27 protein-coding genes and 2 pseudogenes are annotated in these 26133 nt (G+C 44.0%); 22 read left to right on the top strand and 7 right to left on the bottom strand.

What is annotated here, in order from left to right; translation table 11 throughout:
- Positions 1-29 precede the first annotated feature (29 nt).
- The 12 genes and pseudogenes from MHI44_RS18445 (at position 30) to MHI44_RS18500 (ending at position 8502) form a co-directional block, all read left to right on the top strand.
- Positions 30-455 (top strand): DUF2634 domain-containing protein, encoded by a 426-nt coding sequence (locus MHI44_RS18445; RefSeq protein WP_029317673.1) that lies wholly within the window; start codon positions 30-32, stop codon positions 453-455.
- On the top strand, positions 448-1494 hold the full coding sequence (locus MHI44_RS18450; protein ID WP_015252271.1) for a baseplate J/gp47 family protein: 1047 nt from the start codon (positions 448-450) through the stop codon (positions 1492-1494). The genes MHI44_RS18445 and MHI44_RS18450 overlap by 8 nt, the downstream gene beginning before the upstream one ends.
- Positions 1478-2056 carry a YmfQ family protein gene (locus tag MHI44_RS18455; RefSeq protein ID WP_015483131.1) on the top strand — a complete coding sequence of 193 codons (579 nt, stop codon included), beginning with the start codon at positions 1478-1480 and terminating at the stop codon, positions 2054-2056. Before MHI44_RS18450 ends, MHI44_RS18455 begins: the two co-directional genes overlap by 17 nt.
- On the top strand, positions 2053-2325 hold the full coding sequence (locus tag MHI44_RS18460) for a hypothetical protein (protein ID WP_029317674.1): 273 nt from the start codon (positions 2053-2055) through the stop codon (positions 2323-2325). Before MHI44_RS18455 ends, MHI44_RS18460 begins: the two co-directional genes overlap by 4 nt.
- Positions 2326-2327: 2 nt before the next feature.
- Positions 2328-2591: pseudogene (locus MHI44_RS18465) on the top strand (terminase); the annotation flags it as partial.
- 1862 nt (positions 2592-4453) lie between these two features.
- A complete protein-coding gene (locus tag MHI44_RS18470; RefSeq protein ID WP_256683382.1) occupies positions 4454-4783 on the top strand; it encodes an XkdW family protein in 330 nt (109 codons plus the stop codon).
- Positions 4780-4944 (top strand): XkdX family protein, encoded by a 165-nt coding sequence (locus MHI44_RS18475; protein ID WP_014479563.1) that lies wholly within the window; start codon positions 4780-4782, stop codon positions 4942-4944. Before MHI44_RS18470 ends, MHI44_RS18475 begins: the two co-directional genes overlap by 4 nt.
- A gap of 43 nt (positions 4945-4987) precedes the next feature.
- Positions 4988-5827, top strand: a complete 840-nt coding sequence (gene xepA / locus MHI44_RS18480; protein WP_256683383.1) for a phage-like element PBSX protein XepA — start codon at positions 4988-4990, stop codon at positions 5825-5827.
- 52 nt (positions 5828-5879) lie between these two features.
- A complete protein-coding gene (locus tag MHI44_RS18485) occupies positions 5880-6149 on the top strand; it encodes a hemolysin XhlA family protein (RefSeq protein WP_015252265.1) in 270 nt (89 codons plus the stop codon).
- A gap of 12 nt (positions 6150-6161) precedes the next feature.
- Positions 6162-6425, top strand: coding sequence for a phage holin (locus MHI44_RS18490; protein WP_014479566.1), 264 nt, complete (start codon positions 6162-6164; stop codon positions 6423-6425).
- Between the two features lie 12 nt (positions 6426-6437).
- The gene (locus MHI44_RS18495; RefSeq protein ID WP_181217006.1) at positions 6438-7334 is read left to right on the top strand and encodes an N-acetylmuramoyl-L-alanine amidase; all 897 of its coding nucleotides are present in this window, start codon (positions 6438-6440) and stop codon (positions 7332-7334) included.
- 43 nt (positions 7335-7377) lie between these two features.
- Positions 7378-8502 carry an acyltransferase family protein gene (locus MHI44_RS18500; RefSeq protein WP_339202520.1) on the top strand — a complete coding sequence of 375 codons (1125 nt, stop codon included), beginning with the start codon at positions 7378-7380 and terminating at the stop codon, positions 8500-8502.
- Here the strand turns inward: MHI44_RS18500 and spoIISC are convergent.
- The 6 genes from spoIISC to steT form a co-directional block, all read right to left on the bottom strand.
- The gene (gene spoIISC / locus MHI44_RS18505) at positions 8499-8651 is read right to left on the bottom strand and encodes a three component toxin-antitoxin-antitoxin system antitoxin SpoIISC (RefSeq protein WP_131228329.1); all 153 of its coding nucleotides are present in this window, start codon (positions 8649-8651) and stop codon (positions 8499-8501) included. The genes MHI44_RS18500 and spoIISC overlap by 4 nt on opposite strands.
- A gap of 85 nt (positions 8652-8736) precedes the next feature.
- Positions 8737-8907, bottom strand: a complete 171-nt coding sequence (spoIISB, locus tag MHI44_RS18510; RefSeq protein ID WP_003232646.1) for a three component toxin-antitoxin-antitoxin system antitoxin SpoIISB — start codon at positions 8905-8907, stop codon at positions 8737-8739.
- Entirely contained in the window at positions 8907-9653 is a 747-nt protein-coding gene (gene spoIISA, locus MHI44_RS18515) for a toxin-antitoxin-antitoxin system toxin SpoIISA (protein WP_089172519.1), read from the bottom strand. Before spoIISA ends, spoIISB begins: the two co-directional genes overlap by 1 nt.
- 109 nt (positions 9654-9762) lie before the next feature.
- Positions 9763-10764 (bottom strand): inorganic phosphate transporter, encoded by a 1002-nt coding sequence (locus MHI44_RS18520; protein ID WP_003232642.1) that lies wholly within the window; start codon positions 10762-10764, stop codon positions 9763-9765.
- 12 nt (positions 10765-10776) lie between these two features.
- Complete coding sequence (locus tag MHI44_RS18525) at positions 10777-11394, bottom strand: DUF47 domain-containing protein (protein WP_003218470.1); 618 nt, start codon at positions 11392-11394, stop codon at positions 10777-10779.
- Positions 11395-11669: 275 nt separating this feature from the next.
- Positions 11670-12986: a serine/threonine exchanger gene (gene steT / locus MHI44_RS18530; protein ID WP_029317680.1), complete on the bottom strand. Its 1317-nt coding sequence runs from the start codon at positions 12984-12986 to the stop codon at positions 11670-11672.
- Positions 12987-13374: 388 nt separating this feature from the next.
- Between steT and MHI44_RS18535 the strand changes: the two genes are divergently transcribed.
- From MHI44_RS18535 to MHI44_RS18550, 4 genes and pseudogenes are all read left to right on the top strand, one after another.
- Positions 13375-14325: a ring-cleaving dioxygenase gene (locus MHI44_RS18535; RefSeq protein WP_015252261.1), complete on the top strand. Its 951-nt coding sequence runs from the start codon at positions 13375-13377 to the stop codon at positions 14323-14325.
- A 108-nt stretch (positions 14326-14433) separates the two neighbouring features.
- Positions 14434-14535: pseudogene (locus MHI44_RS18540) on the top strand (hypothetical protein); the annotation flags it as partial.
- A gap of 7 nt (positions 14536-14542) precedes the next feature.
- Positions 14543-16693: a glycosyltransferase family 39 protein gene (locus MHI44_RS18545; protein WP_319620487.1), complete on the top strand. Its 2151-nt coding sequence runs from the start codon at positions 14543-14545 to the stop codon at positions 16691-16693.
- Positions 16694-16704: 11 nt separating this feature from the next.
- A complete protein-coding gene (locus MHI44_RS18550; protein WP_015715747.1) occupies positions 16705-17676 on the top strand; it encodes a glycosyltransferase family 2 protein in 972 nt (323 codons plus the stop codon).
- A gap of 517 nt (positions 17677-18193) precedes the next feature.
- On the opposite strand, the gene htrA is transcribed toward MHI44_RS18550, so the two are convergent.
- Positions 18194-19552 carry a serine protease HtrA gene (gene htrA / locus MHI44_RS18555; RefSeq protein WP_015252257.1) on the bottom strand — a complete coding sequence of 453 codons (1359 nt, stop codon included), beginning with the start codon at positions 19550-19552 and terminating at the stop codon, positions 18194-18196.
- Positions 19553-19720: 168 nt separating this feature from the next.
- On the opposite strand from htrA, the gene proG reads away from it, so the two are divergent.
- The 6 genes from proG to dppE all read left to right on the top strand — a co-directional run bounded on the left by proG (position 19721) and on the right by dppE (position 26067).
- On the top strand, positions 19721-20539 hold the full coding sequence (gene proG / locus MHI44_RS18560; RefSeq protein ID WP_032721395.1) for a pyrroline-5-carboxylate reductase ProG: 819 nt from the start codon (positions 19721-19723) through the stop codon (positions 20537-20539).
- 128 nt (positions 20540-20667) lie between these two features.
- Positions 20668-21492, top strand: coding sequence for a D-aminopeptidase DppA (gene dppA / locus MHI44_RS18565; RefSeq protein WP_014479576.1), 825 nt, complete (start codon positions 20668-20670; stop codon positions 21490-21492).
- 16 nt (positions 21493-21508) lie between these two features.
- The gene (dppB, locus tag MHI44_RS18570; RefSeq protein WP_003245446.1) at positions 21509-22435 is read left to right on the top strand and encodes a dipeptide ABC transporter permease DppB; all 927 of its coding nucleotides are present in this window, start codon (positions 21509-21511) and stop codon (positions 22433-22435) included.
- 5 nt (positions 22436-22440) lie between these two features.
- Positions 22441-23403 (top strand): dipeptide ABC transporter permease DppC, encoded by a 963-nt coding sequence (dppC, locus tag MHI44_RS18575; protein ID WP_326132001.1) that lies wholly within the window; start codon positions 22441-22443, stop codon positions 23401-23403.
- A 4-nt stretch (positions 23404-23407) separates the two neighbouring features.
- Complete coding sequence (gene dppD, locus MHI44_RS18580) at positions 23408-24415, top strand: dipeptide ABC transporter ATP-binding subunit DppD (RefSeq protein WP_032721399.1); 1008 nt, start codon at positions 23408-23410, stop codon at positions 24413-24415.
- A gap of 2 nt (positions 24416-24417) precedes the next feature.
- Positions 24418-26067 (top strand): dipeptide ABC transporter substrate-binding protein DppE, encoded by a 1650-nt coding sequence (gene dppE, locus MHI44_RS18585; RefSeq protein ID WP_326248490.1) that lies wholly within the window; start codon positions 24418-24420, stop codon positions 26065-26067.
- Positions 26068-26133 lie beyond the last annotated feature (66 nt).

The raw sequence follows: 26133 nt of genomic DNA on the forward strand, positions 1-26133 counted from the left end.
TTATTTAGCATGTAAAAGGAGTGGGCATCATGGCCCTGACACCAGAAGTGGAGTTTGAAGATATTGAAGATGTGAGTGAAATCATTGAAACCTCGCAAACGTACAAAATAGATTTTGAAAACGGAAGAATTACGAATGAGCTGATTACCGGACTTGAAGCGATCAGGCAGTTCGTGTATATCGCCTTACAGACAGAACGCTATGCGTATTCCATATACAGCCATAATGTCGGAAACGAGCTTCAGGACGTGCTGACCGATCATGAGACAACTGATGCCTATAAAAAGATGGAGATCCCGAGGCTGATAGAAGAGGCGCTGGTTTATGATGACCGGATATCGGCTGTAACAGATTTTGAGATTGAAAAACAAGGCGCCGCGTTTCATGTGTCCTTCGTGGTGGAGACGGATGAAGGAACGCTTGAGATTGAGGAGGTGATTGGCGAAGATGTTTGAAGATCAGACTTTTGAAGCGATTATGGAGCGTATGCTGAACAGCATTTCCGCAGATATTGATACAAGAGAAGGCAGTGTCATTTATAATGCGTTAGCCCCGGCGGCGGCCGAGCTTGCGAAGTCTTATATATGGCTGGATACTGTGCTTGAGCTAGTTTTTTCTGATACCGCACAAGGCGAATTTTTAGACAGGCGTGCAGCGGAAGCGGGAATTGAAAGAACTGCCGCGACAAAGGCTGTCAGAGCGGGAGAGTTTACATCTGGAGTTACTATTCCTGTCGGCTCCCGCTTTTACGTGGATAATCTTTATTTTCAATATACGGCAGACGGGACGCTCATCTGTGAAACACCTGGTGAAGCGGGAAACGCCAATCTGACCGGACGCAATTTACTGTCATTGGATACCATTCCCGGTTTAGAAACGGCTATAGTCAAAGAAATCCTGATTCCGGGGCGCGAGGAAGAGGGAGATGACAGCTTGCGAGAACGGTATTTTACAAGGGTTCGGCGTGAGGCCGTCAGTGCCAATAAAATGCATTATAAAGAGTGGGCTGAGGAAGTGGACGGTGTGGGCAAGGCAAAGATCTTCCCGCTTTGGAACGGTGAAGGCACGGTCAAAATTGTCGTCACGAATGCGAATCTTGAGCCCGCTTCTCAAATTTTAATTCAAAAAGTGAAAGATTATATCGACCCTGAACCAGGGCAGGGAGAGGGACAGGCGCCAATCGGAGCCGTTGTCACAGTGGAGAGCGCGGTCTGGAAAGAAGTTGAGATTTCTGCCGAAGTGCTGCCTGAGATCAATCACTCAATTGATGAAGTGAAGTCAGAAATTGAGGAAGGCGTTTTAAATCTCTTTAAGAAAATGGCGTTTGAAGATAACGTCATCCGCCTTTCTCAAATTAACAATATCGTCTATAATTCACCATCAGTCAGTGACTACTCCAATATTCAAATCAACGGCACGTCTGAAAATCTGGTGCTGAGCGACGTGGAAATTCCTAAGCTTGGGCAGGTGAAGATCATTGAGCAAACAAGATGACATGACAGCGTATCTGCCGCCGTTTCTCACCAGCCTTAAAGAAATGGCTGAGCTGCTGAAAGCGGAAGCGCCTGAGTTTGATAAACAAAATGACAGCATATTTGATCTGACGGATCAGTTATTCGTGCCGACGGCGACTTGGGGGCTCAGCCGCTGGGAAAAAATTTTAAACGTCCCGCGGGAATCAGGCGACACTGATGAGATCAGACGATTGCGGCTCATTTCCAAAATGTCGAACATCCCGCCAATCACATACAGGGCCATTGAGCAGGCGGTAAACCGTTTCTTGAAAAACCCGTCTGCACAGGTCCGCCTGCTTCCCGGCGAATACCGATTTAACGTCGATATCAATGTTGATGACCTCCAGCACATGAATGAGCTGATCGAAGCGATAGAAAACATGAAGCCCGCTCATTTGGCGTATACGCTCAGAGGCGGATTGAACGAGACGCTGCAAATCAAAGACACAGTCATCCTGAATCATCGCAGATACCGAACAGCCAGTGAGCTCAAGGTCGGTTATTCTGTCACTCTTAACAATAATGAGGTGGTCTTAACTTGATTTCAACCATATACAGAGAACGCACAGCGGCTGATCTAAAAAGCAGAATCGATCACGTGCTGCTCAACGGCCAAAAAACAGAAATAGTAGATCTCGCCATTGACGGTGCGACCGTCACCGTTCTGACAAAACGTGAGGAAGACATCAAGCATATCGAAACGGTACAAATTTTTGACGAGCTGGGCAACGTCATTACAGAGAGAAAGACTGACCTGGACGTCAGCGAAAACAGAACACTCGATTTCAGATTTACTTTTGAGGTGGTGTAAACATGGCATACGAAGAAAAAACAGACTGGCTTCCGGACGACCCCATCAACGAAGATGACGTCAACCGCTGGGAAAAAGGCATAAAAGACGCCCACACCGACCTGGCCGCCCACAAAAACGACATGAACAACCCCCACAACACAACAAAGGCGCAAATCGGACTGGGGAACGTAGATAATGTGCAGCAGGCGGCGAAGAAGGATTTTGAGAAGCATGAGCAAGATCAGGTGCGGCATGTTACAGAGGAAGAGCGAGAGAAATGGAATGGGGGTCAGTTATCGAAGATTACAAAAGATGATGGACAGCCTATGTTCAATATAACGAGTGATTTCCATACGGAACTGTTGAACTATCCTACATTGACTTATTTTTCTTATACTGGGACGCCTCTAAATTCACCAGGCGGCTCAGGAAGAGGATTTTGGACTTGCAGCGACAGCAAATTAAATGGTCATGTAATTGTGGTGACAAATGATAATAAAACTTTTCGTAAAACTCTCTTAAACGGTATCTGGTCAAATTGGGTTGAATTGGAGACGACAGAGGGCGCTCAAACAAAAGTGAACGCTCATGCAGACATTTCTGACATACATGTCACACAAGCAGAAAAAGACAAGTGGAATAACAGCCAGCTTTTTAAAATTACTGCAGACAACGGTCAAGGAAAACTATACTTAAGCGAAACAGATGATTTTCATAAAATTGTTCCACAGAACACTGGATTGGTTCATTTTGCTTCTGCACCAAATACACTAAACGGCCCCGGCACTTCAGTCAGGGGCATATGGACAATTAATGCGACTGGAAATTACGGGCAAATTATCGCTTTTGACAATACAAATAAAACGTATCGAAAGACGATCTCAGGAGGAGCCTGGTCAGATTGGGTTGAATTAGAGACAACAGCTGGGGCAGAGGAAAAGGTATCTAATCATGCTAAGGACTCAGCAATACACATTACATCTGTTGAGAGAAGTAAATGGAATGGAGCTCAGCTTACTAAAATAACAAGTGATATAGGAGGGGTGTCCATTGCAGCAAACGAAGGAGAGGACATTCTTCAAAAAATAATTGATCAAGGTAGAGGTATGGGCACATTTTATGCACATGGAAAAGCTGTAAACGCTCCATCCCCATTTTCAATAAGAGGAGTATTTCATTTGACTAGCCAATCAACTGAGGGGAAAGGTATGTTTGGTTGGGTCTTAGCTACCGATTACAGAAACAACGTTTTTACGAATTATTATGATGGAAGTACTGTTGCATGGCAAGGATGGAACAAGGTTGAAACTGAAACCAGCGCTCAGGCTAAAGCAGATAAAGCCTTAGCTGATGCTAAAAACTATGTTGACTCTAATTATACGAATAATAAATTAACAGTTCTTACAGGATCCAATGCAATTCAAGACGCTAGAACAAGCGGCAATGAGTATCCAGCTGGGCTGACTTTTATGGATATAGGAGCAAATAATACAACAGGATACCCGCTTACCTATGGTATTGTAAAAAATGAAAAACACAGTAATTATAGATTTTCTCAATACTTTTATGGAACTGGAAATGAATCTAGCTCCTATTTTACTAACACAGGTTCTTGGATCCGCCATTGGTGGGCAGATTCAGGATGGACGGCATGGCAGAAAATTTCTGGATTTGCTCACGCGAATATTGGTACTACTGGAAAACAGTTGTTAATAAAAGGCGAGTCTCAAAAAGTTAATTACAATAGGAAAATAAAAGATAGCCATAATTGCTTCGACCCTACAAACAACCGTTTTATTGTACCAAATGACGGAATGTATTTAGTCAATGCTGGTATATATATAGAAAATTATCTAGAATATGCAAACTATGAAACTTCTATATATGTAAATGGGAGTAGATATAAAAACATCGCGCATTATAGAATAAGCCCTTCGAATCCCGAAGATAATACGAACATTAATATAGGTATATATGGTGCAGCAACAGTATCTGTCAACAAGGGAGACTATATTGAGATTTATTTATATGTCGGATATAACGGGCAGACACAACGCTATATCACAGATAGTTTAGGCTGGTATAACTATTTTGATATAACAGAAATTGGCGGCCGAAATTATCCTGCACGGTAGGAGGTGCAAAAATGATATTATACGACGCAATCATGTACAAATACCCTGACGCTGTGCCAAGAAAGGATTTTGAACTGAGGAATGACGGCAATGGTTCTTACATTGAAAAATGGAACCTGCGCTCGCCCATCCCAACACAAAAAGAACTCGAATCCTGGTGGGAGGAGCTGCAAAAAAACCCGCCGTACGATCCGCCTGATCAGGTGGAGCTTCTCGCTCAAGAATTGTCACAAGAAAAGCTGGCACGCAAGCAGCTTGAAGAGCTGAACAAAACTTTGGGAAGCGAGTTGTCAGATATAAAGCTATCATTACTTTTCTTGAAAGGAGATCTTGCCGAATGAATTATTGGGTGCTAGCCCTTTATTATGAGTGGGCGACAGCAGATATGGTAAAACAAGCATTAGCATATAAAGACTGTTCAATTGAGGATCTGGCAGAGGGTGTGAACAAAAAGCTGATCACAGCTGACCAGTATAAAGAAATTACCGGTAAAGCCATGTAAGGCTTTTTTATTTTGCCTGTTTTTAGATCAAAGGAGGATGAAGATGGTGAAGTATCAATATGAATTTCCTCTCGATAAGGCTGGAAAAGCCGGCGCTGTAAAGCCCTATCGAGGAGGAAAAAATGATTTTGTGACACCTGTTTCGAATTTGTCAGGCGTAGCGGAGATTTTAACAAATGCTTCCTTAAAGGCGACTGAGGCATATAGTCAACTCGGGCAGGACAGGCTTGGCGCAGTTCTGATTTCGAAAGTGAAGGGCTGGGCGTATGCAGATCGTGAAGGTACGCTCTTTATAGAAGAAAGCGACAACAACAATGTTTGGACAACGACAGCAGCAGTTAATGTCGCAGCAGGTGTCCTGACAGCGACGGACTGGGTATATCTTTCTAAACGCTATTACCGTTTCCGCTATGTGAACGGGAATCTTCAGCAATCTGAGTTTGTATTATACCAATCAGTCGGTGCGGGTGAGATGGATGTGCGTGTCAATGGAAAAACGCCTTTACAGATTGACTTTGCGGAGAATCAAACACACGATGGACGGCTGAAAGTCGAGGCTCGCAAAACATTTGACTTTGTCTTTCATGAAAATGCAGAGTCCGCCGGCGAGGGGGCAGCTTTACCTGTTGACGGTGCCGCGCATTTACTCGTTGAAATCTACGGCACAGCGGAAATGAGCGAAGTCAAATTTTGGGGCAAATCGGTGTCAGGGCAGAAACTGCCGATCAGAGGCGTGAAAACTGATGATGCCACCTCTGCTTTGAGTACATTAGGAAAAGCTGAGACATGGGCCTTCGATATTAAAGGGTTTAAGGAGATCATCATGGAGATCGTCAGTATCACCGGCGGTACTCTCTCGGTAAAAGGGACCGCTGTTTCATAACAGTTTTGGCCCTCGGAAGGGAGGTGATCTGCATGTAAAGGAGGAGTGAATAATGCAGCAAGAGGCAGATGTGAATGTGTTTCAGCAGGACTTAGCAGACATAAAAGGCGAGCACAAAGCACTTGAGCAGAGGGTTTCCGCATTAGAACGCGTGTCTGACCGTCAAGACCAGCAAATCATGACGCTGAACGAAAAATTAAACAAAATTGAAGAAAACACCACGTGGATTAAACGCACCATCACAGGTGCCATCATTACAGCAGTGTCTACAGGCATCATTGGCGGAGCCATCGCCATTATGTACAGCCTGCTGCAGCATTAAAGGGGGATTTTCATGAACACGTTTGACAAGGGCACGGTCATCAGGACGGTGCTTCTTTTAATTGCTTTAATCAACCAGACCATGCTGATGCTCGGCAAATCACCATTGGACATTCAGGAGGAGCAGGTCAATCAGCTCGCTGACGCTCTTTATTCAGCCGGTTCCATCGCATTTACAATTGGAACGACACTTGCCGCTTGGTTTAAAAACAACTATATAACAGAAAAAGGGAAAAAACAGCGCGACTTGTTAAGGGACAATAATCTGACGAAATAAGGAGAGATGAAAATGGTTAACATTATTCAAGACTTTATTCCGGTTGGCGCAAATAACCGTCCAGGCTACGCAATGACGCCGCTTTACATTACGGTGCACAATACAGCGAATACCGCAGTAGGGGCAGATGCTGCAGCGCATGCCCGCTATTTGAAAAATCCTGATACGACGACAAGCTGGCATTTTACAGTTGATGATACAGAAATTTATCAGCATCTGCCTTTGAATGAAAACGGCTGGCATGCGGGAGACGGAAATGGCAGCGGCAACCGGGCTTCTATCGGAATTGAAATTTGCGAAAATGCTGATGGAGATTTTGCAAAAGCAACAGCAAATGCCCAGTGGCTTATCAAAACATTAATGACTGAACAAAATATCAGTCTCGCCAATGTCGTCCCTCATAAGTATTGGTCAGGGAAGGAATGTCCGCGAAAATTGTTAGATACGTGGGATTCGTTCAAAGCAGGAATTGGGGGAGGCGGCAGCCAAACTTACGTCGTGAAACAGGGCGACACACTTACATCTATAGCGAGAGCATTTGGTGTTACGGTTGCTCAACTGCAAGAGTGGAACAATATCGAAGACCCGAATCTTATTCGCGTTGGTCAAGTATTAATTGTAAGTGCTCCATCGTCCGCTGAAGAACCCGAGCCCTATCCGCTCCCTGATGGTATCATTCAATTGACAACACCTTATACCTCAGGAGAACACGTCTTTCAGGTGCAACGAGCACTTTCGGCTCTGTATTTTTACCCTGATAAAGGCGCTGTTAACAACGGAATTGACGGCGTTTACGGACCGAAAACAGCTGACGCAGTTGCCCGTTTTCAGTCTGTTAACGGTTTAACTGCTGACGGTATCTATGGGCCTGCGACTAGGGAGAAAATCCGTGCCTTATTAGTTATGTAGAAAGAAAACATTGACATCTTCAGCTAGTAAAACCATACTGAATATGACGAATTTTGTATTTATGGGTGGTCTTACTGTGCAAAAAGATATTAAATTAAATAATGTCAAAGGTGTATTGATATTTCTGGTTGTATTTGCCCATTTGCTGGGTGTTAGTAAAAGTGGGCTGGAAAATATGGTTGAATTCATTTATTCATTCCATATGCCTGCTTTTATTTTTTTAAATGGTTATTTTTCCAAAAGGCCATCAATCAAAAAAGTTATTAATCTTATTCTGTTATATGTTATTTTTCAAACCTTTTACTGTGTGTACCGTTACTACGCAGGTAACTTTTCTGTGATTCAATTTACTTACGGAAGACCGCATACTCATTTGTGGTATATTGTCAGTCTCTGCAGCTGGTATGCATTAGCTATCATTCTCAAGAAAATTAACGGCAGAAATGTCATAAAACCGACATTGTTGATTTTATTGCTGGTTGCAAGCTTTTTTTCCAGGTTTTACGCAGATGAGATAATAGAATTTATCAAAATATACTATAGCAATATGCATACACAAACGCTTTCTATATTAAGGACTTTTGTTTTTCTTCCATTTTTCTTGGCTGGTTTTTATTGTTCAAGCGATCTGATGAGTAAAATATATAGTTCATTAGACAAATTTAAGTTTAAATTGTTTTCCACTTTAGCTGTCTCTGCATTGATATTCATCATATTAGACTTTCATCATGATAAATTTGATCAGCTGTTTTTTGGTTTTCTTGGCTATCAAAAATTCCATATAGAGAATCACAGTTATACTGCTATTGTATTCTTTCATTATTCCTTAGCTGTGTTAGGCATTTTCTTATTATTAAATGCAGTTGGTGCTGGCAAAAACAAATTAACCCAATGGGGAGAACACTCACTAGCGATCTTTTTATTTCATATGATCTTTGTCTTCCCGTTATTTACGCATAACAGCTGGTTAAATGAGCAAAACCCTGATACTAGATTAGTATTATGTTTTACGATGGCATTAGGAGTAACGTCTATTTTGGGATCGCGAGCATTTAACAGAATTGTGAAATATATAATCCATCCAATGAAGTATTTAGAAAACATGTACGCAAAGCTTTTTAATGAAACAGATAAAAATGATGAATATAAAAAGCGACATATTGTTTAATTGTCGCTTTTTTTTGTTCGTTTTTTTAGCTGCTTCATTACCATGGCACTGCGCTCCCTCACCCGAAGCGAGTACCCGGAAAGCCCAAACCTTCCGTAATCAACAAACTTCACACGCCTCACCAATTTTTTCACTGTATCACCTGACATTATCCTCTGTTTGTATTTATTATATGTAACCCTTTAAGAAAAGGAATAAGGACAAGAGCTGTTTTCCCTTGTCCTTTTAGTGTGATCATGCTTTTTTTCGTTTATACTCGTCAATCAGCCGTTCGTTTTCTTTGAAGATTCTTGCTGTATGCGGACTGACTTGATAGCTTGCGACACTGGTGGTTGAACGTTTTTTCAGGATTTTAAACGGCTTCGCCGCTCTGGGCTCGCATCTGTTTTGAAACGCACGTTCCATTATCCTTCACCTTCCTCCTCAATTGGCAGCACCAAATCATATATGCTCGTTAATGACGTAAATAGCAAATAATCAAATTCCGTGACAATGCTGTCAGACGTCAGCTTGATGACATAGTTCTGTGTCTCGATGGTAAAAGGGATGAGAACCACTTTTCCGTATTGGTCGTAATAAACATCCTTTCGATCGAGCCGTGTTTGTACATCTGCCGGATCATCCATATGCTCGGTTAACCGGTCTTTATCAGCCTGTGTCGAATAGTGGCAAAGAGAAGCCGTTAAGTTCATTTTATCAGCATAGGTTTTCAGCAGCTTATCAATACCTTCAGCATAAGCATCTATACTTCCATAATAAACATGGATCGGTTCGTTTTTCAATAGGTATTGGTATGTTTTCAGCCGATTGAGGTACATGTGGAGCATTTCGTTGTTTTCTTCAAGAATTTCTCTTGTGTCTGTTTCAAGCTCGCTGCCGGCCAGTTTTTTGACGTATGCACTTAAGAAGATAAAAGCATCAATCAAAGCAAAACTGACTGCGACAATGAGATACCGTTCCCAGTGGGTAAATAGGGAAGTGGGCTCATATGTCCAGTATACCATAGCGCCCAGAACAAACAGCAAATACCAAGTTTTCCGGATGGCGAACATTTTTTCTTTGACCTTCGCTTCGAAACGCCACGTGGCATACACGTATAACCCCAGTCCGGCCACGATGCACCAGACCATGATCTGAAAGAATAAAACCATATTCGAATCCCTCACATCTGAAATAGGTTCTGCTTATTGTATTCGAGAGATCCGGATGGTTTTCCTGTTCCATCAAAAAAACCGCTCCTTTGACAGAAGCGGTGTGACATTAAAATATCATATTTAAAATAAAGTAGGCGATGGCACCAAGTGTCGCTGAAATCGGAAGCGTGATGACCCATGTAATGAGCATTCGCTTGGCCGTACCCCAGTTTACGCCTTTTACCCGGTGTGACGCACCGACGCCAAGAATTGATGAAGAAATGACGTGGGTTGTACTGACCGGCAAATGAATAAACGTGGCGCCGAAAATAATGGCTGCTCCGGTTAAGTCAGCGGAAACACCGTTTACCGGACGGATTTTCATGATCTTTCCGCCAACGGTTTTGATGATTTTCCAGCCGCCGATTGATGTTCCGAGACCCATGGCTGTCGCGCAGGCGAATTGCACCCAGGTAGGAATATCATTAGCAGAAGTATGTAAATTCGCTGTGATGAGAGCCATTGTGATAATTCCCATTGCTTTTTGCGCATCGTTTGTTCCGTGTGTATACGATTGCAGGGCAGCTGTTACAATCTGCACTCTGCGGAATTGCTTATTCGTTTTCGCCAAGTTGCTGTCTTTGAAAATCAGCTTAACGATGCTATAAAGAATAAAACCAAGGACAAAGGCAATAATTGGTGATAGAATCAGTGCTTCAATGATTTTAATGAAGCCCTTATAGTTTAACGCTGCAAATCCGGCTGCCGCAATGGCTGCACCGGCAATAGCGCCGATGATGGCATGGGATGAGCTGCTTGGGATACCGTAGTACCATGTGATAAGGTTCCAGGCAATTGCAGCGAGTAGCGCAGCCAAAATGACAACAGAGCCATTTTCCAGCGTATAAGGATCTACGATGTCTTTCGTAATGGTTTTGGCAACACCTGTAAACGTCATTGCTCCGACAAAGTTCATCACAGCCGCCAATATAATGGCATGGCGCGGTTTTAACGCTTTTGTTGATACCGAAGTCGCAATTGCGTTTGCCGTATCATGAAACCCGTTGATGAAATCAAACGCCAGAGCACAAATGACTATTAGTATCGTTAATATTAATAGAATATCCATTTTTACCCCTCGTTACGCGTTTTTCATAATGATGGTTTCAAGATTATTGGCAACACTTTGACAAGAGTCGGCGATTTCTTCAAGCGTTTCGTATATTTCACGATATTGAATGACTTTGATTGGATCTGTTTCATTTCCGAAAAGATTCTTTAATGATTTTCTGTGCAAGTTGTCACAACTGTGCTCATACTCTTTAATTTTGATTGCGTGAGGCTGAATATCCTTTAAGCGATTTTCTGCCAGCAGCTCGATCGTAATCAAAATCTCTTTTGCACATTCTCTGATATATCCGCTGAATTTATCAATATGCTCGTCTGATGAAGTAATTGAGAAAATCTCCATCATGGCAGAGAAATGTTCGATTCCGTCAAGCACATCATCCAAGCTGTTTGTCAGCTGAAGGATATCTTCGCGCTCAATAGGAGTGATGAACGCTTTGTTAAGCTCTTTAATCATGACATGAACATGATTGTCACCTTTTGTTTCATATTCCTTTAACGTATCTGCAAATTCTTTAAGAGTCGTTTGGTTAGTGACCTTAAAATTCACAAAATATTCTGCAGTTTCGTCTATGTTCTTTGCAATTTCTGTTAAAAGGAGTGAGAACTTATCTTTTTTTCTTCTTATCATTAAAAACCCTCCATAGTTTGAATGAACAATGCACACATCAAATTATTATATAGCCTTTTGTCGAAAAAAAACAGGTAAAGTCGAAAAAAACGTATCTTGACTTTTTTGATAAATCGTGTCTCCTTATTTTGACCTACTTCGCTTTAAAAAAACGACCCAAGTTTGCAAAAACTTTCTGCTTAACGTAAAAAGTATATCAAAAGTTGTGTTTTTCCTGTCAACTTTTATCTTCTGTTTCACCAAAAAACGGTTCCCTAAACAAGGGAACCGTTTTATCAGCTTGCTTTTCGTTTTTTCATCCCGTAATAGACAGGCAGTCCGGCAAGGCCGATGAGGATGGATAATCCGCAGCTCATTGTATCTGTAATGAGTGTGCTGCCTAACACAAAGAAGGAGCCCGCGATTGCCAGAATTGGCATAAATGGATAAAGCGGAACACTGTAGGCGCGCTTTTTTCCCTTTGCTCGCTTGCGGAGAATAAACACTGCAAAAAAGGCCATCACATAAAAGATGTAGATCATGAAAATGGAGATTTCTGAGAGCTTATCAGGGTTGCTGATCAGCATCATAATCAAAGCTAAAGCAATTTGAAAAGAAATTGCAATCCATGGTGTGCGGAACGACGGGTGCACATGTGACAGTTTTTCAGCAAATGGAAGCTGTTTGCGTTCCGCCATTGCAAATGAAACACGCGGGAAAGAAAGCACCTTTCCATTTAAGCACCCAAAGATGCTGACGATAATCCCGACACTGATCAGCTTTCCGCCAATTGAACCGAACAGCATGGTTGCAGCGGTGCTTGTCGCATTTTCACCAAGCGTGACAATTTCGTTCGCTGACAGGATGTGAAGCAATGCAAAATTAATGAAAATATAGATCGCCGTTACAATTAATAATCCGCCCGTCATAGCGCGTGGAAGCAGCTTTTCGGGATTTTTCATTTCTCCGCCGAGAGCGGCAAGGAGAATCCATCCGTCATAAGCAAACAACGTAGCTAAAATAGCCGCCCCGAAGTTCATATCGGAAATGCTTTCGTTTACTGCTGTGAAGATGTGCTGATCCCCTTTCCAAAGGCCAAAGATGATGATGCAGGCAATCGGAATCAGTTTTCCAATCGTTGTCAGCGTTTGGACAAAACCGCCGTATTTTGTACCGATAATATTAATGACGCATAAAAAGAGAACTGCTATAATTCCAATGACTTTTGATAGTCCAGATCCCCAGCCGAAAAGATTCGCCATTAGAGATCCAAAATATAAACCCAGCGCGCCAATAATCGCCGGGCCGTAAATGATAATCTGCACCCAGCCGCACAAAAATCCCCAAAACTCGCCGTACACTTCTTCAAGGTACGTATAAAGACCGCCGGTTTTTGGAATCTGCGTTCCGATTTCCGCGATTGTCAAACCGCCCGCCAGTGTTAAAATACCGCCTAACAGCCAGGCGAAAAGCGCCATTTTTGAATCACCTGAATAAGCAAGCACAGCGCCGGGCTTCATAAAAACACCAGAACCGATAATGGTTCCGATGACAAGAGTAAGGGCAAACAAGAGGCCTATCTCTTTTTTCAAACCGTTGTCTTCAGTATGCATGTCCTTAACCTCCTATGATGTTGAAGCTTCATGTTGAAGAATCTATTTTTTCATATTGTAAACCCTATTTTAGAAAAGTGAAATAAAATAAATTTTCTGATTTTCGAAATTTGCTTTGTGTACAGCAAATAAAACTGTAAAAACGCCTGTTTTAACAATCTATAAACGAATAAACTTCATGATTTTTATTTGCAAAGTTCGTGTTTTCTGTATTAGGATTTTAGCCGGTACGGAGGGGAGGTGAGAATTCAGAAAATGAACGAACCTTCGGTGAAGCTGATATGTTGACTTTCTCATGCGAATAAAATACTTTGTTATTAGAACAATAAATATACAATTATGATATGATATCTCGAAATCGAGATAAAATAACCTGGAGGGACAGCATATGAAAGTTAACGGCATTCACCACGTATCGGCATTAACGGCCGACGCACAAAAAAACTTGGATTTCTATAAGAAAGTATTAGGATTAAAGCTCGTCAAAAAATCCGTCAATCAGGATGAACCGACAATGTACCATCTTTTCTACGGAGATGAAGTGGCAAACCCGGGAACTGAGCTGACGTTTTTCGAGATTCCCCGCATTGCACCGTTTCATGCGGGAACAAACAGTATTTCTTCTATTGGTTTGCGCGTCCCAAGCACAGAAGCCCTGCATTACTGGAAAGAACGTTTTGAAGAGCAGCAAGTAACGCACAGCGGCATCTCCAAAAGAGCCGGACGTGACATATTGGCATTTCAAGATCATGAGGGGCAGCGACTTGTGCTGACTGCTGATGAGGAAGGAAAAGGATATGGCCTGCCTGTTAAACAGAGCGGCATTCCGGAAGAATTTTCGTTTCGCGGGTTAGGGCCGGTTGAACTGACTGTGCCATATGCTGAACCAACCTTACACGTATTGACGAATATTCTTGGATTTACAGAAATCAGCCGTGAACCAGTCGAAGGGCAAGGAACCGCCGTTATTCTGGAATCAGGAGAAGGCGGTGCTGCAACGGAAATCCATTTAATAGAAAGAAACGATCTTCCGCGCGAGCGTCAAGGCAAAGGGAGTGTTCACCACGTCGCATTTCGGGTAAGAGATGAAGAAGAACTTGCCGGGTGGCACCGGATCATCAGCCGCGAAGGCTTTAGCAATTCCGGCATTGTGGAGCGCTACTATTTCAAGGCGCTGTATTTCAGAGAACCGAACGGCATTTTGTTCGAGTTATCAACGGACGGACCGGGCTTTATGGTAGATGAAAATCTTGACGAGCTTGGCCAAACGATTGCTCTTCCGCCATATCTAGAGCATCGAAGAGCAGAAATTGAAGCAAAATTGAAACCGATCCAGTAAATTGTGATTCATTTGCCTTCCGGCGCGCCGGAGGGCTTTTTTATTTTGGGAAAACGCATCGCCGATTACGATTTGGAGAAAGGGCTTGAAACCAGCTGTATATAGGATGATTGGCATGAAATGGCCTCGGCAAAAATATTGTCTTTGTTTATTAATAGTTTATTCATATTTGCTTGTTACACTATTTCCAAGTTAGACAAAAAGGAGTGAAAAATAAGTGGAAAAGAAAAAACGCGAGCTGGATATTTTCCTCATCCTCATTTTGCTCGCATCTGCATTCTTAAATATCTATAACATCTGGAATGATGATACGGTGAATCCTTATTACACAGCTGCAGTCACAAGTATGATGCAAAGCTTTCATAATTTTTTCTATGCCTCATTCGACGCGGCGGGGTTTATAACGGTTGATAAACCGCCTATTACGTTCCAGATACAAACCATCAGCGCACTTATATTCGGTATGCACGGCTGGAGCGTCATCCTGCCTCAGGCACTTGCTGGTGTAGGTTCTGTCCTTTTAATGTATCTGTTAATAAAACCGACATTCGGTAAGACAGCAGCAAGAATTGCCTCTTTCATTATGGCATGTACACCGATTGCTGTAGCTGTAGCACGTACAAACAATGTTGATGCATTACTGGTATTTTTCTTATTGCTTGCTACATGGCTTCTCTTTAAAGCGATCAGAAAAGGAAAGCTGATCTGGCTGTTAGCAGCATTTTTCGTTGTTGGAGTAGGTTTTAATACAAAAATGCTGCAGGCTTACATGATTTTACCGGCTTTCTTATTGTTCTATCTGATTGCGGCAAACGCCACAATCAAGAAAAAAATCGTTTCATTGGTAAGTGCGTTAGCCGTATTAGCAGCCGTTTCGTTATCGTGGCCGCTCATTGTCGACAATATCCCTGCAAGCAAGCGGCCTTATATCGGAAGCAGCCAAACCAACTCTGTTTTGGAATTGGCTTTCGGCTATAACGGAATCCAGCGGCTGACAGGCCAAAATTCAGGCGGCGGCCAGGGTGCGCCAAACAAAGACGCTTCAAAAGAAATGTCTTCTACTGATAACACTCAAGCACCGCCTAATCAGTCATCAAGCAGCAGCTCATCAAATGATGACAAATCTTCAAATGGCAATATGGCGGCGCCTCCATCCAATGGCCAAATGCCAAGCGGCGGTCAAGGAGGCCCTCCAAGCGGCGGAGATGGCGGCCAAGGCGGACCTGGCGGAGACGGAGGGAAAGGCGGTACAGGAACCGGTTCGAAAATGCAATCAGGTTCAGGGATGTTTGGAACGGGAACTCCTGGTCCACTGCGGCTTTTCCAACAAGAGTTATCTGATCAAATCAGCTGGCTTCTGCCATTTGCGATATTTGGAATCGCAGGCTTACTGATCGCTGGCGCAAGAGAAAGAAGAAGATTATCTATAGAGCAGAAGGAAACGGTGTTCTGGGTTGCGTGGCTTGTACCGATTGCCGGATTCTTCAGTGTCGCAGAATTTTTCCATCATTATTATCTCATCATGCTGGCACCGCCGATTGCGGCTCTTGTCGGTGCGGGGTGGGTTGCTCTTGTTCATCTGTACCGCAATCAGACAGGCTGGAAAGCATGGCTTTTGCCGGGAGCAATTATTGCGACAACTGGATTTGAATTGTTTATTCTCAGAAACTACAACGATCAAATCGGTGCAGGCTGGAGCATCGATGTAGGTGTTATCGGCGCGTTGTCAGCGATTGCTTTGCTGCTGTTTAAACAGCGCCAAAAACCGTTCAGTTATTATGTTTCACTTGCAGCTCTCCTCGCATTGCTGGTGATGCCGATTTATTGGGCAAGTACACCGCTTCTGTACGGAGGCAACAGCTCACTGCCTGAAACAGGCCCTCAGCTCGCATCAATGAGCGGAAAAGGCATGGGAATGTCTGATGCGACTGTAAATGAAAAACTGATCAAATATCTAGAGGAGAATAACTCCGGAGCTGAATACCTATTTGCCACAACCGATTCGAACACAGCGGCACCATATATCATTAAAACGAAAAAAGCTGTCATGGCTATTGGCGGATACAGCGGTTCTGACCCGGCGATCACACTGACTCAATTCAAAAAACTTGTAAAAGAAGGAAAAGTGAAATACTTCTTGGCTTCTGGAATGGGAAGAGGCGGAAACAATGACATTGTTGAATGGGTTGAGAAAAATGGAAAAGAAGTAGCATCAGAAAAATGGCAATCAAGTTCTGATCAAAAAACAGAAAATACTGATTCAGCTGATACATCAAGCAGCAAGGCTTCAGGTGAAAACGGCAAAATGGGCGGACCTGGCGGAATGAATCAGTCAGCAACATTATACGAACTACATGCTGATGAATAGGAGGCAAAAACATGAGCAGACATATTCAATATTCAATTGTTGTACCTGTGTATAATGAAGAGCTTGTCATTCATGAAACCTATCAGCGCTTAAAAGAGGTCATGGATCAAACGAAGGAAAACTACGAGCTGCTTTTTGTCAACGATGGCAGCAAAGACCGCAGTATTGAGATTTTAAGAGAGCACAGCCTGATCGATCCGAGAGTGAAAATTATTGATTTTTCAAGGAATTTTGGACACCAGATCGCCATTACGGCGGGTATGGATTATGCACAGGGGAATGCAATCGTCGTCATTGACGCCGATTTGCAGGACCCTCCTGAACTGATTTTAGATATGATTGAAAAGTGGAAGGAAGGCTACGAGGTCGTGTACGCCGTGCGGACTAAACGAAAAGGGGAAACCTTTTTCAAAAAACAAACCGCGGCTATGTTTTACCGGCTTCTCAGCGGTATGACAGATATTGATATCCCGATTGATACGGGGGATTTTCGTCTCATGGACAGAAAAGTCTGTGATGAAATGAAAAGATTAAAAGAAAAAAATCCATTTGTCAGAGGGCTAGTCAGCTGGGTGGGTTTCAAACAGACAGCGGTCGAGTATGTACGTGATGAAAGGCTCGCCGGAGAAACAAAGTACCCGCTCAAGAAAATGCTGAAGCTGTCAATGGACGGCATCACGACATTTTCACATAAACCGTTGAAGCTGGCAAGCTATGCGGGGATTTTAATGTCAGGTGCTGGATTTCTGTATATGTTTATCGTGCTGTATCTGAAACTATTCACAGACAGCACGATTACCGGCTGGTCATCACTTATTGTGATCCAGCTCCTGTTCAGCGGCATTGTCCTTCTGATTTTGGGCGTGATCGGCGAATATATCGGCAGAATCTACGATGAAGCCAAAGACAGGCCGCTTTACATCGTCCAAAAATCGTATGGAATTGAAAATAAAAGACTCTATAGAGACCAGCATATGTCATAACCTCAAACCCCCTGTCCGTAATGGACAGGGAGTTTTTATGCTCTGAGCCCGATCTAAAGCAAAAGATGCTGATAGATATATGGAGATTGGGTAAAGAAGAGATTGTGAGCTTGTACTGCGGTTCAGTCATGCCGAAATAAAAACAGCAAAACTTAAAGATTTCGTCATCGGCTTTGCTGCATGTCAGCTGTTATATTGGGGGGCTTTTAAGAAACGCATGATTAGAGCCGTACCAGTTATGTTTAATAGAATACTGGTACCCAATACAATTCTCCACGTCAACGTCGATTCAGAGAGAAGAAAGCTCAACAAAAGAAAAGCCAATCCTGCGCAGATCATACTCAGTCCCACGGTTTTCATGTTCATGCCTCCTAGCAAACGATGTTTCTAGCATCTGATGAGAATGATGTCAATCTGTATGATATACGGATATCTCGTCATAAAGTTTCATAGAGCAATTAGGTCTTTTATCTAATAAAAAGCCTCAGACCGCTTTTGCGGCCTGAGGCATTATGTCTTACGAAGTTTTCTCTTCTTTTTGATCAAGTTTAATTTTTTTCGTCATTTCTTTGCCGTTTCGGAGAATTTTCACTTCAACGGTATCACCGATCTTTGCGTCTTTATATAAGATATTGCGCAATTCACTGCCTGTATCAATTTCTTTACCTTTTAGGCCGATGATAATATCCTCCGCTTTTAATCCGGCCTTTTCAGCAGGAGAGCCTGAAGCGACCTCACGGATGTAAACACCTTTATTCAGCTGGCTGCCGAACAGGCCGAGTGTGCCTTCTTGGTAATTTTGCGGCACTTGTTCCAGATCAAGCATGCTGACACCGATATATGGACGTTCAATTTGTCCTTTAGACAGCAGTTCTTCAGCAATCGGTTTTACGTCATTGCTTGGAATGGCAAATCCGATACCCTCAACATCATCCTCACTGATTTTCATACTGTTAATGCCGACGATTTTGCCGTCTGTATTTAACAAAGGACCGCCACTGTTACCTGGATTAATTGCTGCGTCTGTCTGAATGACGTTAATGCTCGTTTCGCCGGCTGATGTAGACATTGAAACCGTTCTGTCCACGCCGCTTACAATTCCTTGTGTTACTGTGCGGGACAGATCTTTTCCAAGCGGATCCCCAATCGCAATAACGGTCTCGCCTGTTCTAAGATCAGATGAATCACCGAAGTTTGCCACTTTTGTGACGTGGTCATCACTGATTTGGAGGACGGCTAAATCAGTTAACGAGTCACTGCCTACCAGCTTTGCAGTAACCTCAGTGCCGTCATATAAAGATACCTTCAGTGATGATGCCCCTTCTACGACGTGGTTATTTGTAATGATATAAGCCTTGCCATTCTCTTTTTTGAAAATGACACCTGACCCTGAACCGCTTTCTGTATCTTCGCTGGAATCAGAAGAACTAGAGCCGAACAAAGAGCTGTTTGATTGTGCCTGAAGATTTGTAATACCGACAATCGCTGGTGAAAGGTCTTCTACCATATCTGAGATTTTAGAAGAGTCCTCGCTCTTGAATGCAGATGAGCTGCTTGAGCTTGATGAGCTTTTTTTAGATTCAGAGGAGGTGCTTGTTGCTGTAACAGATTGCGTTTGCTGCTGGCTGGATGATTGTTTTGCAGTGTCCTGAGAATCATGGTCGCCAAGCGGTGTAAACGTGTAAATGCCAAGGGCAAGACTGCCGCCGATCACTCCGCCAAGCAACGGTCTGAACCATCCGAAGCCTCGTTTTTTCTTCTCCTGATCATGAATGACATTGCGGGCCGAGTAGGAGGTGCTCTGATCGTTCTCTTTCGTTAAAAAGACCTCATTCTCATTACCTTTCGTTCTGTTTTCATCACGATAGTTATCCATCATGTTCACTCCGTTTCTCTATTTTCACATGTCTATTTATATTGATAGGTTTATGACTTGAGTTTATCATAAACAAAAACTGTGGGATAAAAATGAAAAGATTATGGGAAATTGTGAAAAAGTGCGGAAAACGGTACACTTCATATTGTATATGAAAGGACTGAGTCGATGGAACAGATTGGATTGATTGGATATGGCAGCATGGCGGATATGATCGCCAGACAGCTGTTGAAACATGAACAAATAAAAGAGAATGAGCTATTTATTGAGACGAGAACGAAGGGGGAGCGGCTGCGGGCACTCATGTCAGATTATCCAAACGTATCGGCTGATCCGTTGGAGAATTGGGCAAATACGTGCCAATTGATTTTGATATGCGTCCCGCCACTCCATGTCATCGAAACAATGCGCCGTCTGCACCCGTATGTGAACAGAAATACTCACATCGTATCCATAGCTGCCGGTGTGCCGCTGCGTCTTTTGGAGGCAGAAACAGAGGCGGGTATCTCACGTGTTATTCCTGCCATTACGTCCGAAGCAGAAGCTGGCATCTCACTTGTCGTTCACAGTGAAGCACTGGCTGCAGAGAAAAAAGAACGTCTGAATGAATTGTTATCGGTTTTCAGCCGTGTACGAGAAATCAAAGAATCGAATTTAGATGCGGCCAGCAATTTAACGAGCTCGGCACCGGGATTCATAGCCGCAATCTTTGAAGAACTGGCACTGTCTGCCGTCAGAAACAGCAGCCTGTCCAAAGAAGAAGCCTTTGATTTTCTGATTCATTCGCTATACGGAACTGGCAAGATGCTGATCGAAAAAAATATGTCTTTCGAGGAGACGCTGGAACGTGTCGCAACCAAAGGCGGAATAACGGGAGAGGGAGCTGAGGTGATACGCGCCTCTGTGCCAGACGTTTTTGATGAGGTGTTTGAAAGAACCCTGAAAAAATATGAACTGCTTACAGAACAGGTTGGTAAACAGACATGAATCCTTGAAAGAGGATTCTTTTTTTATTACTGAATGGTTGAGATTTTCCCCAGTTATATTGCATTTTCCCTCTTTTTTTAATATAATCTGTTAGAATATTCATAATTTAGTAAAAAAGGAGGAGCGTTATGAAATTGTACATGTCAGTAGATATGGAAGGTATTTCGGGTCTTCCGGACGATACCTTTGTGGATTCCGGCAAGCGGAATTATGAACGCGGACGGCTTATCATGACTGAAGAAGCAAACTACTGTATTGCTGAAGCGTTTAACAGCGGGTGTACCGAGGTGCTGGTCAATGACAGTCATTCGAAGATGAATAATCTGATGGTTGAAAAGCTTCACCCTGAAGCAGACTTGATTTCTGGTGACGTCAAACCATTTTCAATGGTGGAGGGACTGGATGATACGTTTACAGGCGCTTTGTTTCTCGGTTATCATGCGAGAGCCTCGACTCCCGGTGTCATGTCACACAGCATGATTTTCGGCGTCCGTCATTTTTACATAAACGATCGGCCTGTCGGTGAGCTTGGATTAAATGCATACGTTGCCGGTTATTATGATGTCCCGGTATTAATGGTAGCCGGGGATGACCGGGCGGCGAAGGAAGCGGAAGAGCTTATCCCGAACGTGACGACAGCCGCAGTCAAACAAACCATTTCAAGATCCGCAGTGAAGTGCTTGTCCCCTGCGAAAGCCGGACGGCTGTTGACAGAAAAAACTGCGTTTGCCCTGCAAAACAAGGACAAAGTCAAGCCGCTCACACCGCCTGACAGGCCAGTTCTGAGCATTGAATTCGCCAATTATGGCCAAGCAGAATGGGCGAATCTGATGCCGGGAACGGAAATCAAGACGGGAACTACAACCGTTCAATTTCAGGCGAAGGACATGCTTGAAGCCTATCAGGCGATGCTTGTCATGACTGAGCTTGCGATGCGGACATCATTCTGCTAAAGGGGTGTTTTAGGCTTTGGCGCGATACATGATAAAGCGTTTTTGGGCAATGGCAGCTACGATTTTGGTGATTACCACCCTGACTTTTGTTCTCATGAAGGTCATTCCCGGATCTCCTTTTAACGAGGAGAGAGGCACAAATGAAGCCGTTCAAAAAAATCTCGAAGCCTACTATCACTTAGACGATCCTCTCATTTTCCAATACATTTTCTACTTAAAATCCATCATTACATTCGATTTCGGACCTTCAATTAAAAAACCGTCGGACAGCGTAAATGATATGCTGGAACGCGGATTTCCCGTTTCCTTTGAGCTTGGGATGACAGCGATTGTCATTGCTGTGATTTCTGGGCTGGTGCTGGGCGTAATCGCTGCACTCCGCCGCAATGGCTTTTTGGACTACGCCGCGATGAGTCTTGCAGTACTCGGCATCTCCATCCCGAATTTTATTCTGGCAACATTGCTCATTCAGCAATTTGCTGTCAATCTCAAACTATTTCCTGCTGCGACATGGACGAGCCCGATTCATATGGTGCTTCCGACCGCAGCGCTTGCTGTAGGGCCAATGGCGATCATTGCCAGGCTGACACGCTCGAGCATGGTCGAAGTTCTGACACAGGATTATATCCGCACAGCAAAAGCAAAAGGGCTTTCTCCATTCAAAATTATCGTAAAACACGCACTCAGAAATGCACTCATGCCCGTCATTACCGTCCTGGGCACACTCGTCGCCAGCATCTTAACAGGAAGCTTTGTCATTGAAAAAATCTTTGCCATTCCGGGAATGGGAAAATATTTTGTTGAAAGCATTAATCAGCGTGACTATCCCGTGATTATGGGAACGACCGTTTTTTACAGCGTCATTCTGATTATCATGCTGTTTTTGGTCGATTTGGCCTACGGTCTCTTAGACCCGCGCATTAAACTGCATAAGAAAGGGTGAAGCGTGTGAATCTCCCTGTACAAACGGATGAACGCCAGCCAGAACAGCACAATCAGGTGCCTGATGAGTGGTTTGTCTCGAATCAGGAAAAAAATCGGGAAGCCGATTCGGTTAAGCGGCCGAGTTTGTCATACACGCAGGATGCCTGGAGGAGGCTGAAAAAAAATAAATTAGCGATGGCCGGACTCTTTATTCTTTTATTTCTTTTTGTCATGGCAGTTATCGGGCCCTTTTTATCGACCCATAGTGTCGTACGCCAATCGCTGACAGAACAAAATCTTCCGCCCTCAGCCGATCATTGGTTCGGCACCGATGAACTCGGCCGGGATGTGTTTACCCGGACATGGTATGGCGCGAGAATCTCGTTGTTTGTCGGCGTGATGGCAGCACTGATTGATTTTTTGATCGGTGTCATTTACGGAGGCGTTGCCGGCTATAAAGGCGGCAGGGTTGACAGCATTATGATGCGGATTATCGAAGTGCTGTACGGACTGCCGTACCTGCTTGTTGTCATTTTGCTGATGGTGCTCATGGGGCCGGGACTGGGCACGATTATTGTGGCGCTGACTGTGACCGGGTGGGTCGGCATGGCGAGAATTGTAAGAGGCCAGGTGCTTCAGATTAAAAATTATGAATATGTACTCGCCTCGAAAACCTTTGGCGCGAAAACCTTTCGCATCATCCGGAAGAATTTGCTGCCGAATACTATGGGAGCGATCATCGTACAAATGACATTAACCGTACCTGCCGCCATATTCGCAGAATCATTTTTAAGCTTTCTCGGCCTCGGCATACAGGCTCCGTTTGCAAGTTGGGGCGTGATGGCGAATGACGGCCTGCCCACGATTTTATCTGGGCATTGGTGGCGCCTGTTTTTTCCGGCCTTTTTCATATCTCTGACGATGTACGCGTTTAATGTGCTGGGGGACGGATTGCAGGATGCGCTTGACCCTAAGCTGAGGAGGTAGCTGTATGGAAAAAGTTCTGTCAGTCCAAAATCTGCACGTGTCTTTTACGACTTACGGCGGGACGGTTCAGGCGGTCAGAGGGGTGAGCTTTGATTTGTATAAAGGAGAAACCTTTGCGATCGTCGGCGAATCCGGCTGCGGCAAAAGCGTTACCTCCCAAAGCATCATGGGCCTGCTTCCGCCTTATTCGGCGAAGGTGACAGACGGCAGCATTCTATTTAAAAACAAAGACCTTTGCCGTCTCTCTGATAAAGAAATGAGAGGTATAAGGGGAGCCGACATTTCTATGATTTTTCAAGACCCGATGACGGCGTTAAACCCTACGCTGACTGTCGGCGACCAGCTGGGGGAAGCGCTATTGCGCCACAAAAAAATGAGCAAAAAAGCGGCACGGAAAGAGGTGCTTTCCATGCTGTCATTGGTTGGTATTCCAGATCCCGAAGAGCGCCTAAAGCAATATCCCCACCAATTCAGCGGCGGCATGAGACAGCGGATTGTCATTGCGATGGCGCTGATTTGCGAGCCTGACATCTTAATTGCGGATGAACCGACCACCGCCCTGGATGTAACCATTCAGGCACAGATTTTAGAGCTGTTTAAAGAGATTCAGAGAAAAACGAATGTGTCTGTCATCCTGATTACACATGATTTAGGGGTCGTTGCCCAGGTAGCTGACAGAGTCGCAGTCATGTATGCCGGGAAAATCGCGGAAATCGGCACGAGAAAAGATATTTTTTATCAGCCGCAGCACCCTTATACAAAAGGACTGCTGGCTTCTGTCCCGCGGCTGGATTTAGATGGCGCGGAGCTGATCCCGATCGACGGAACGCCGCCGGATTTATTTTCGCCTCCGCCGGGCTGCCCGTTTGCCGCCCGCTGTCCGAACAGGATGGTTGTGTGTGACAGGGTGTACCCGGGCCAGACGATCAGATCTGACTCGCACACCGTCAACTGCTGGCTGCAGGATCAACGAGCAGAGCATGCGGTGCTGTCAGGAGATGCGAAGGATTGAACATGAAAAGGGGGAAGAGGATGAAACGAGTGAAAAAGCTATGGGGCATGGGTCTTGCATTAGGACTTTCGTTTGCGCTGATTGGGTGCACAGCAAATGAACAGGCCGGAAAAGAAGGCAGTCATGATAAGGCAAAAACCAGCGGAGAAAAGGTGCTGTATGTAAATAATGAAAATGAACCGACTTCATTCGATCCGCCGATCGGCTTTAATAATGTGTCATGGCAGCCGTTAAATAACATCATGGAGGGGCTGACGCGTCTTGGCAAAGATCATGAGCCCGAGCCGGCAATGGCGGAGAAATGGTCTGTTTCGAAAGATAAAAAAACCTACACATTTACGATTCGGGAAAATGCGAAATGGACAAACGGAGATCCTGTAACAGCCGGAGACTTCGAATACGCGTGGAAGCGAATGCTTGATCCGAAAAAAGGCGCTTCATCGGCATTCCTAGGTTATTTTATTGAAGGCGGCGAAGCATATAACAGCGGGAAAGGGAAAAAAGACGATGTGAAGGTGACGGCAAAGGATGATCGAACCCTTGAAGTTACACTGGAAGCACCGCAAAAATATTTTCTGAGCGTTGTGTCCAATCCTGCGTATTTTCCGGTAAATGAAAAGGTCGATAAAGACAATCCAAAGTGGTTTGCTGAGGCGGATACATTTGTCGGAAACGGCCCGTTTAAGCTGACGGAATGGAAGCATGATGACAGCATCACTATGGAGAAAAGCGACACGTATTGGGATAAAGATACCGTGAAGCTTGATAAGGTGAAATGGGCGATGGTCAGTGACAGAAATACAGATTATCAGATGTTTCAATCAGGGGAACTTGATACCGCTTATGTCCCTGCAGAGTTAAGCGACCAGCTGATGGATCAGGATAACGTCAATATTGTTGACCAGGCGGGTCTCTATTTCTATCGATTTAATGTCAACATGGAGCCATTCCAAAATGAAAACATCAGAAAAGCCTTTGCGATGGCTGTGGATCAAGAGGAAATTGTAAAGTACGTCACGAAAAATAATGAAAAACCGGCGCGCGCCTTTGTATCGCCTGGGTTTACGCAGCCTGACGGCAAAGATTTCCGGGAAGCAGGCGGAGACCTGATCAAGCCTAACGAAAGCAAAGCGAAGCAGCTGCTCGAAAAAGGGATGAAGGAAGAAAACTATAATAAGCTTCCTGCGATCACGCTTACTTACAGCACAAAGCCGGAGCATAAAAAGATTGCCGAAGCTATCCAGCAAAAATTGAAAAATAGCCTCGGAGTCGATGTGAAGCTGGCCAATATGGAATGGAACGTATTTTTAGAGGATCAAAAAGCGCTGAAATTCCAATTCTCTCAAAGCTCATTTTTACCTGATTACGCGGACCCTATCAGTTTTCTGGAAGCCTTCCAAACGGGAAATTCGATGAACCGCACAGGCTGGGCCAATAAAGAATACGATCAGCTGATCAAACAGGCGAAAAATGAAGCCGATGAAAAAACACGTTTCTCTCTTATGCATCAAGCTGAAGAGCTGCTCATCAATGAAGCGCCCATCATTCCGGTTTATTTTTATAATCAGGTTCACCTGCAAAATGAACAAGTAAAGGGAATTGTCCGTCACCCTGTCGGCTATATCGATTTAAAATGGGCAGATAAAAACTGATGGCGGTGATTGAGGAAATACTGCTTCTTTATGCGAAGGAGCGGTATTTTTTCTCTTTCTTGCACG

It is taken from the genome of Bacillus sp. FSL K6-1366, from assembly GCF_037976695.1.
Lineage (GTDB): Bacteria > Bacillota > Bacilli > Bacillales > Bacillaceae > Bacillus > Bacillus subtilis.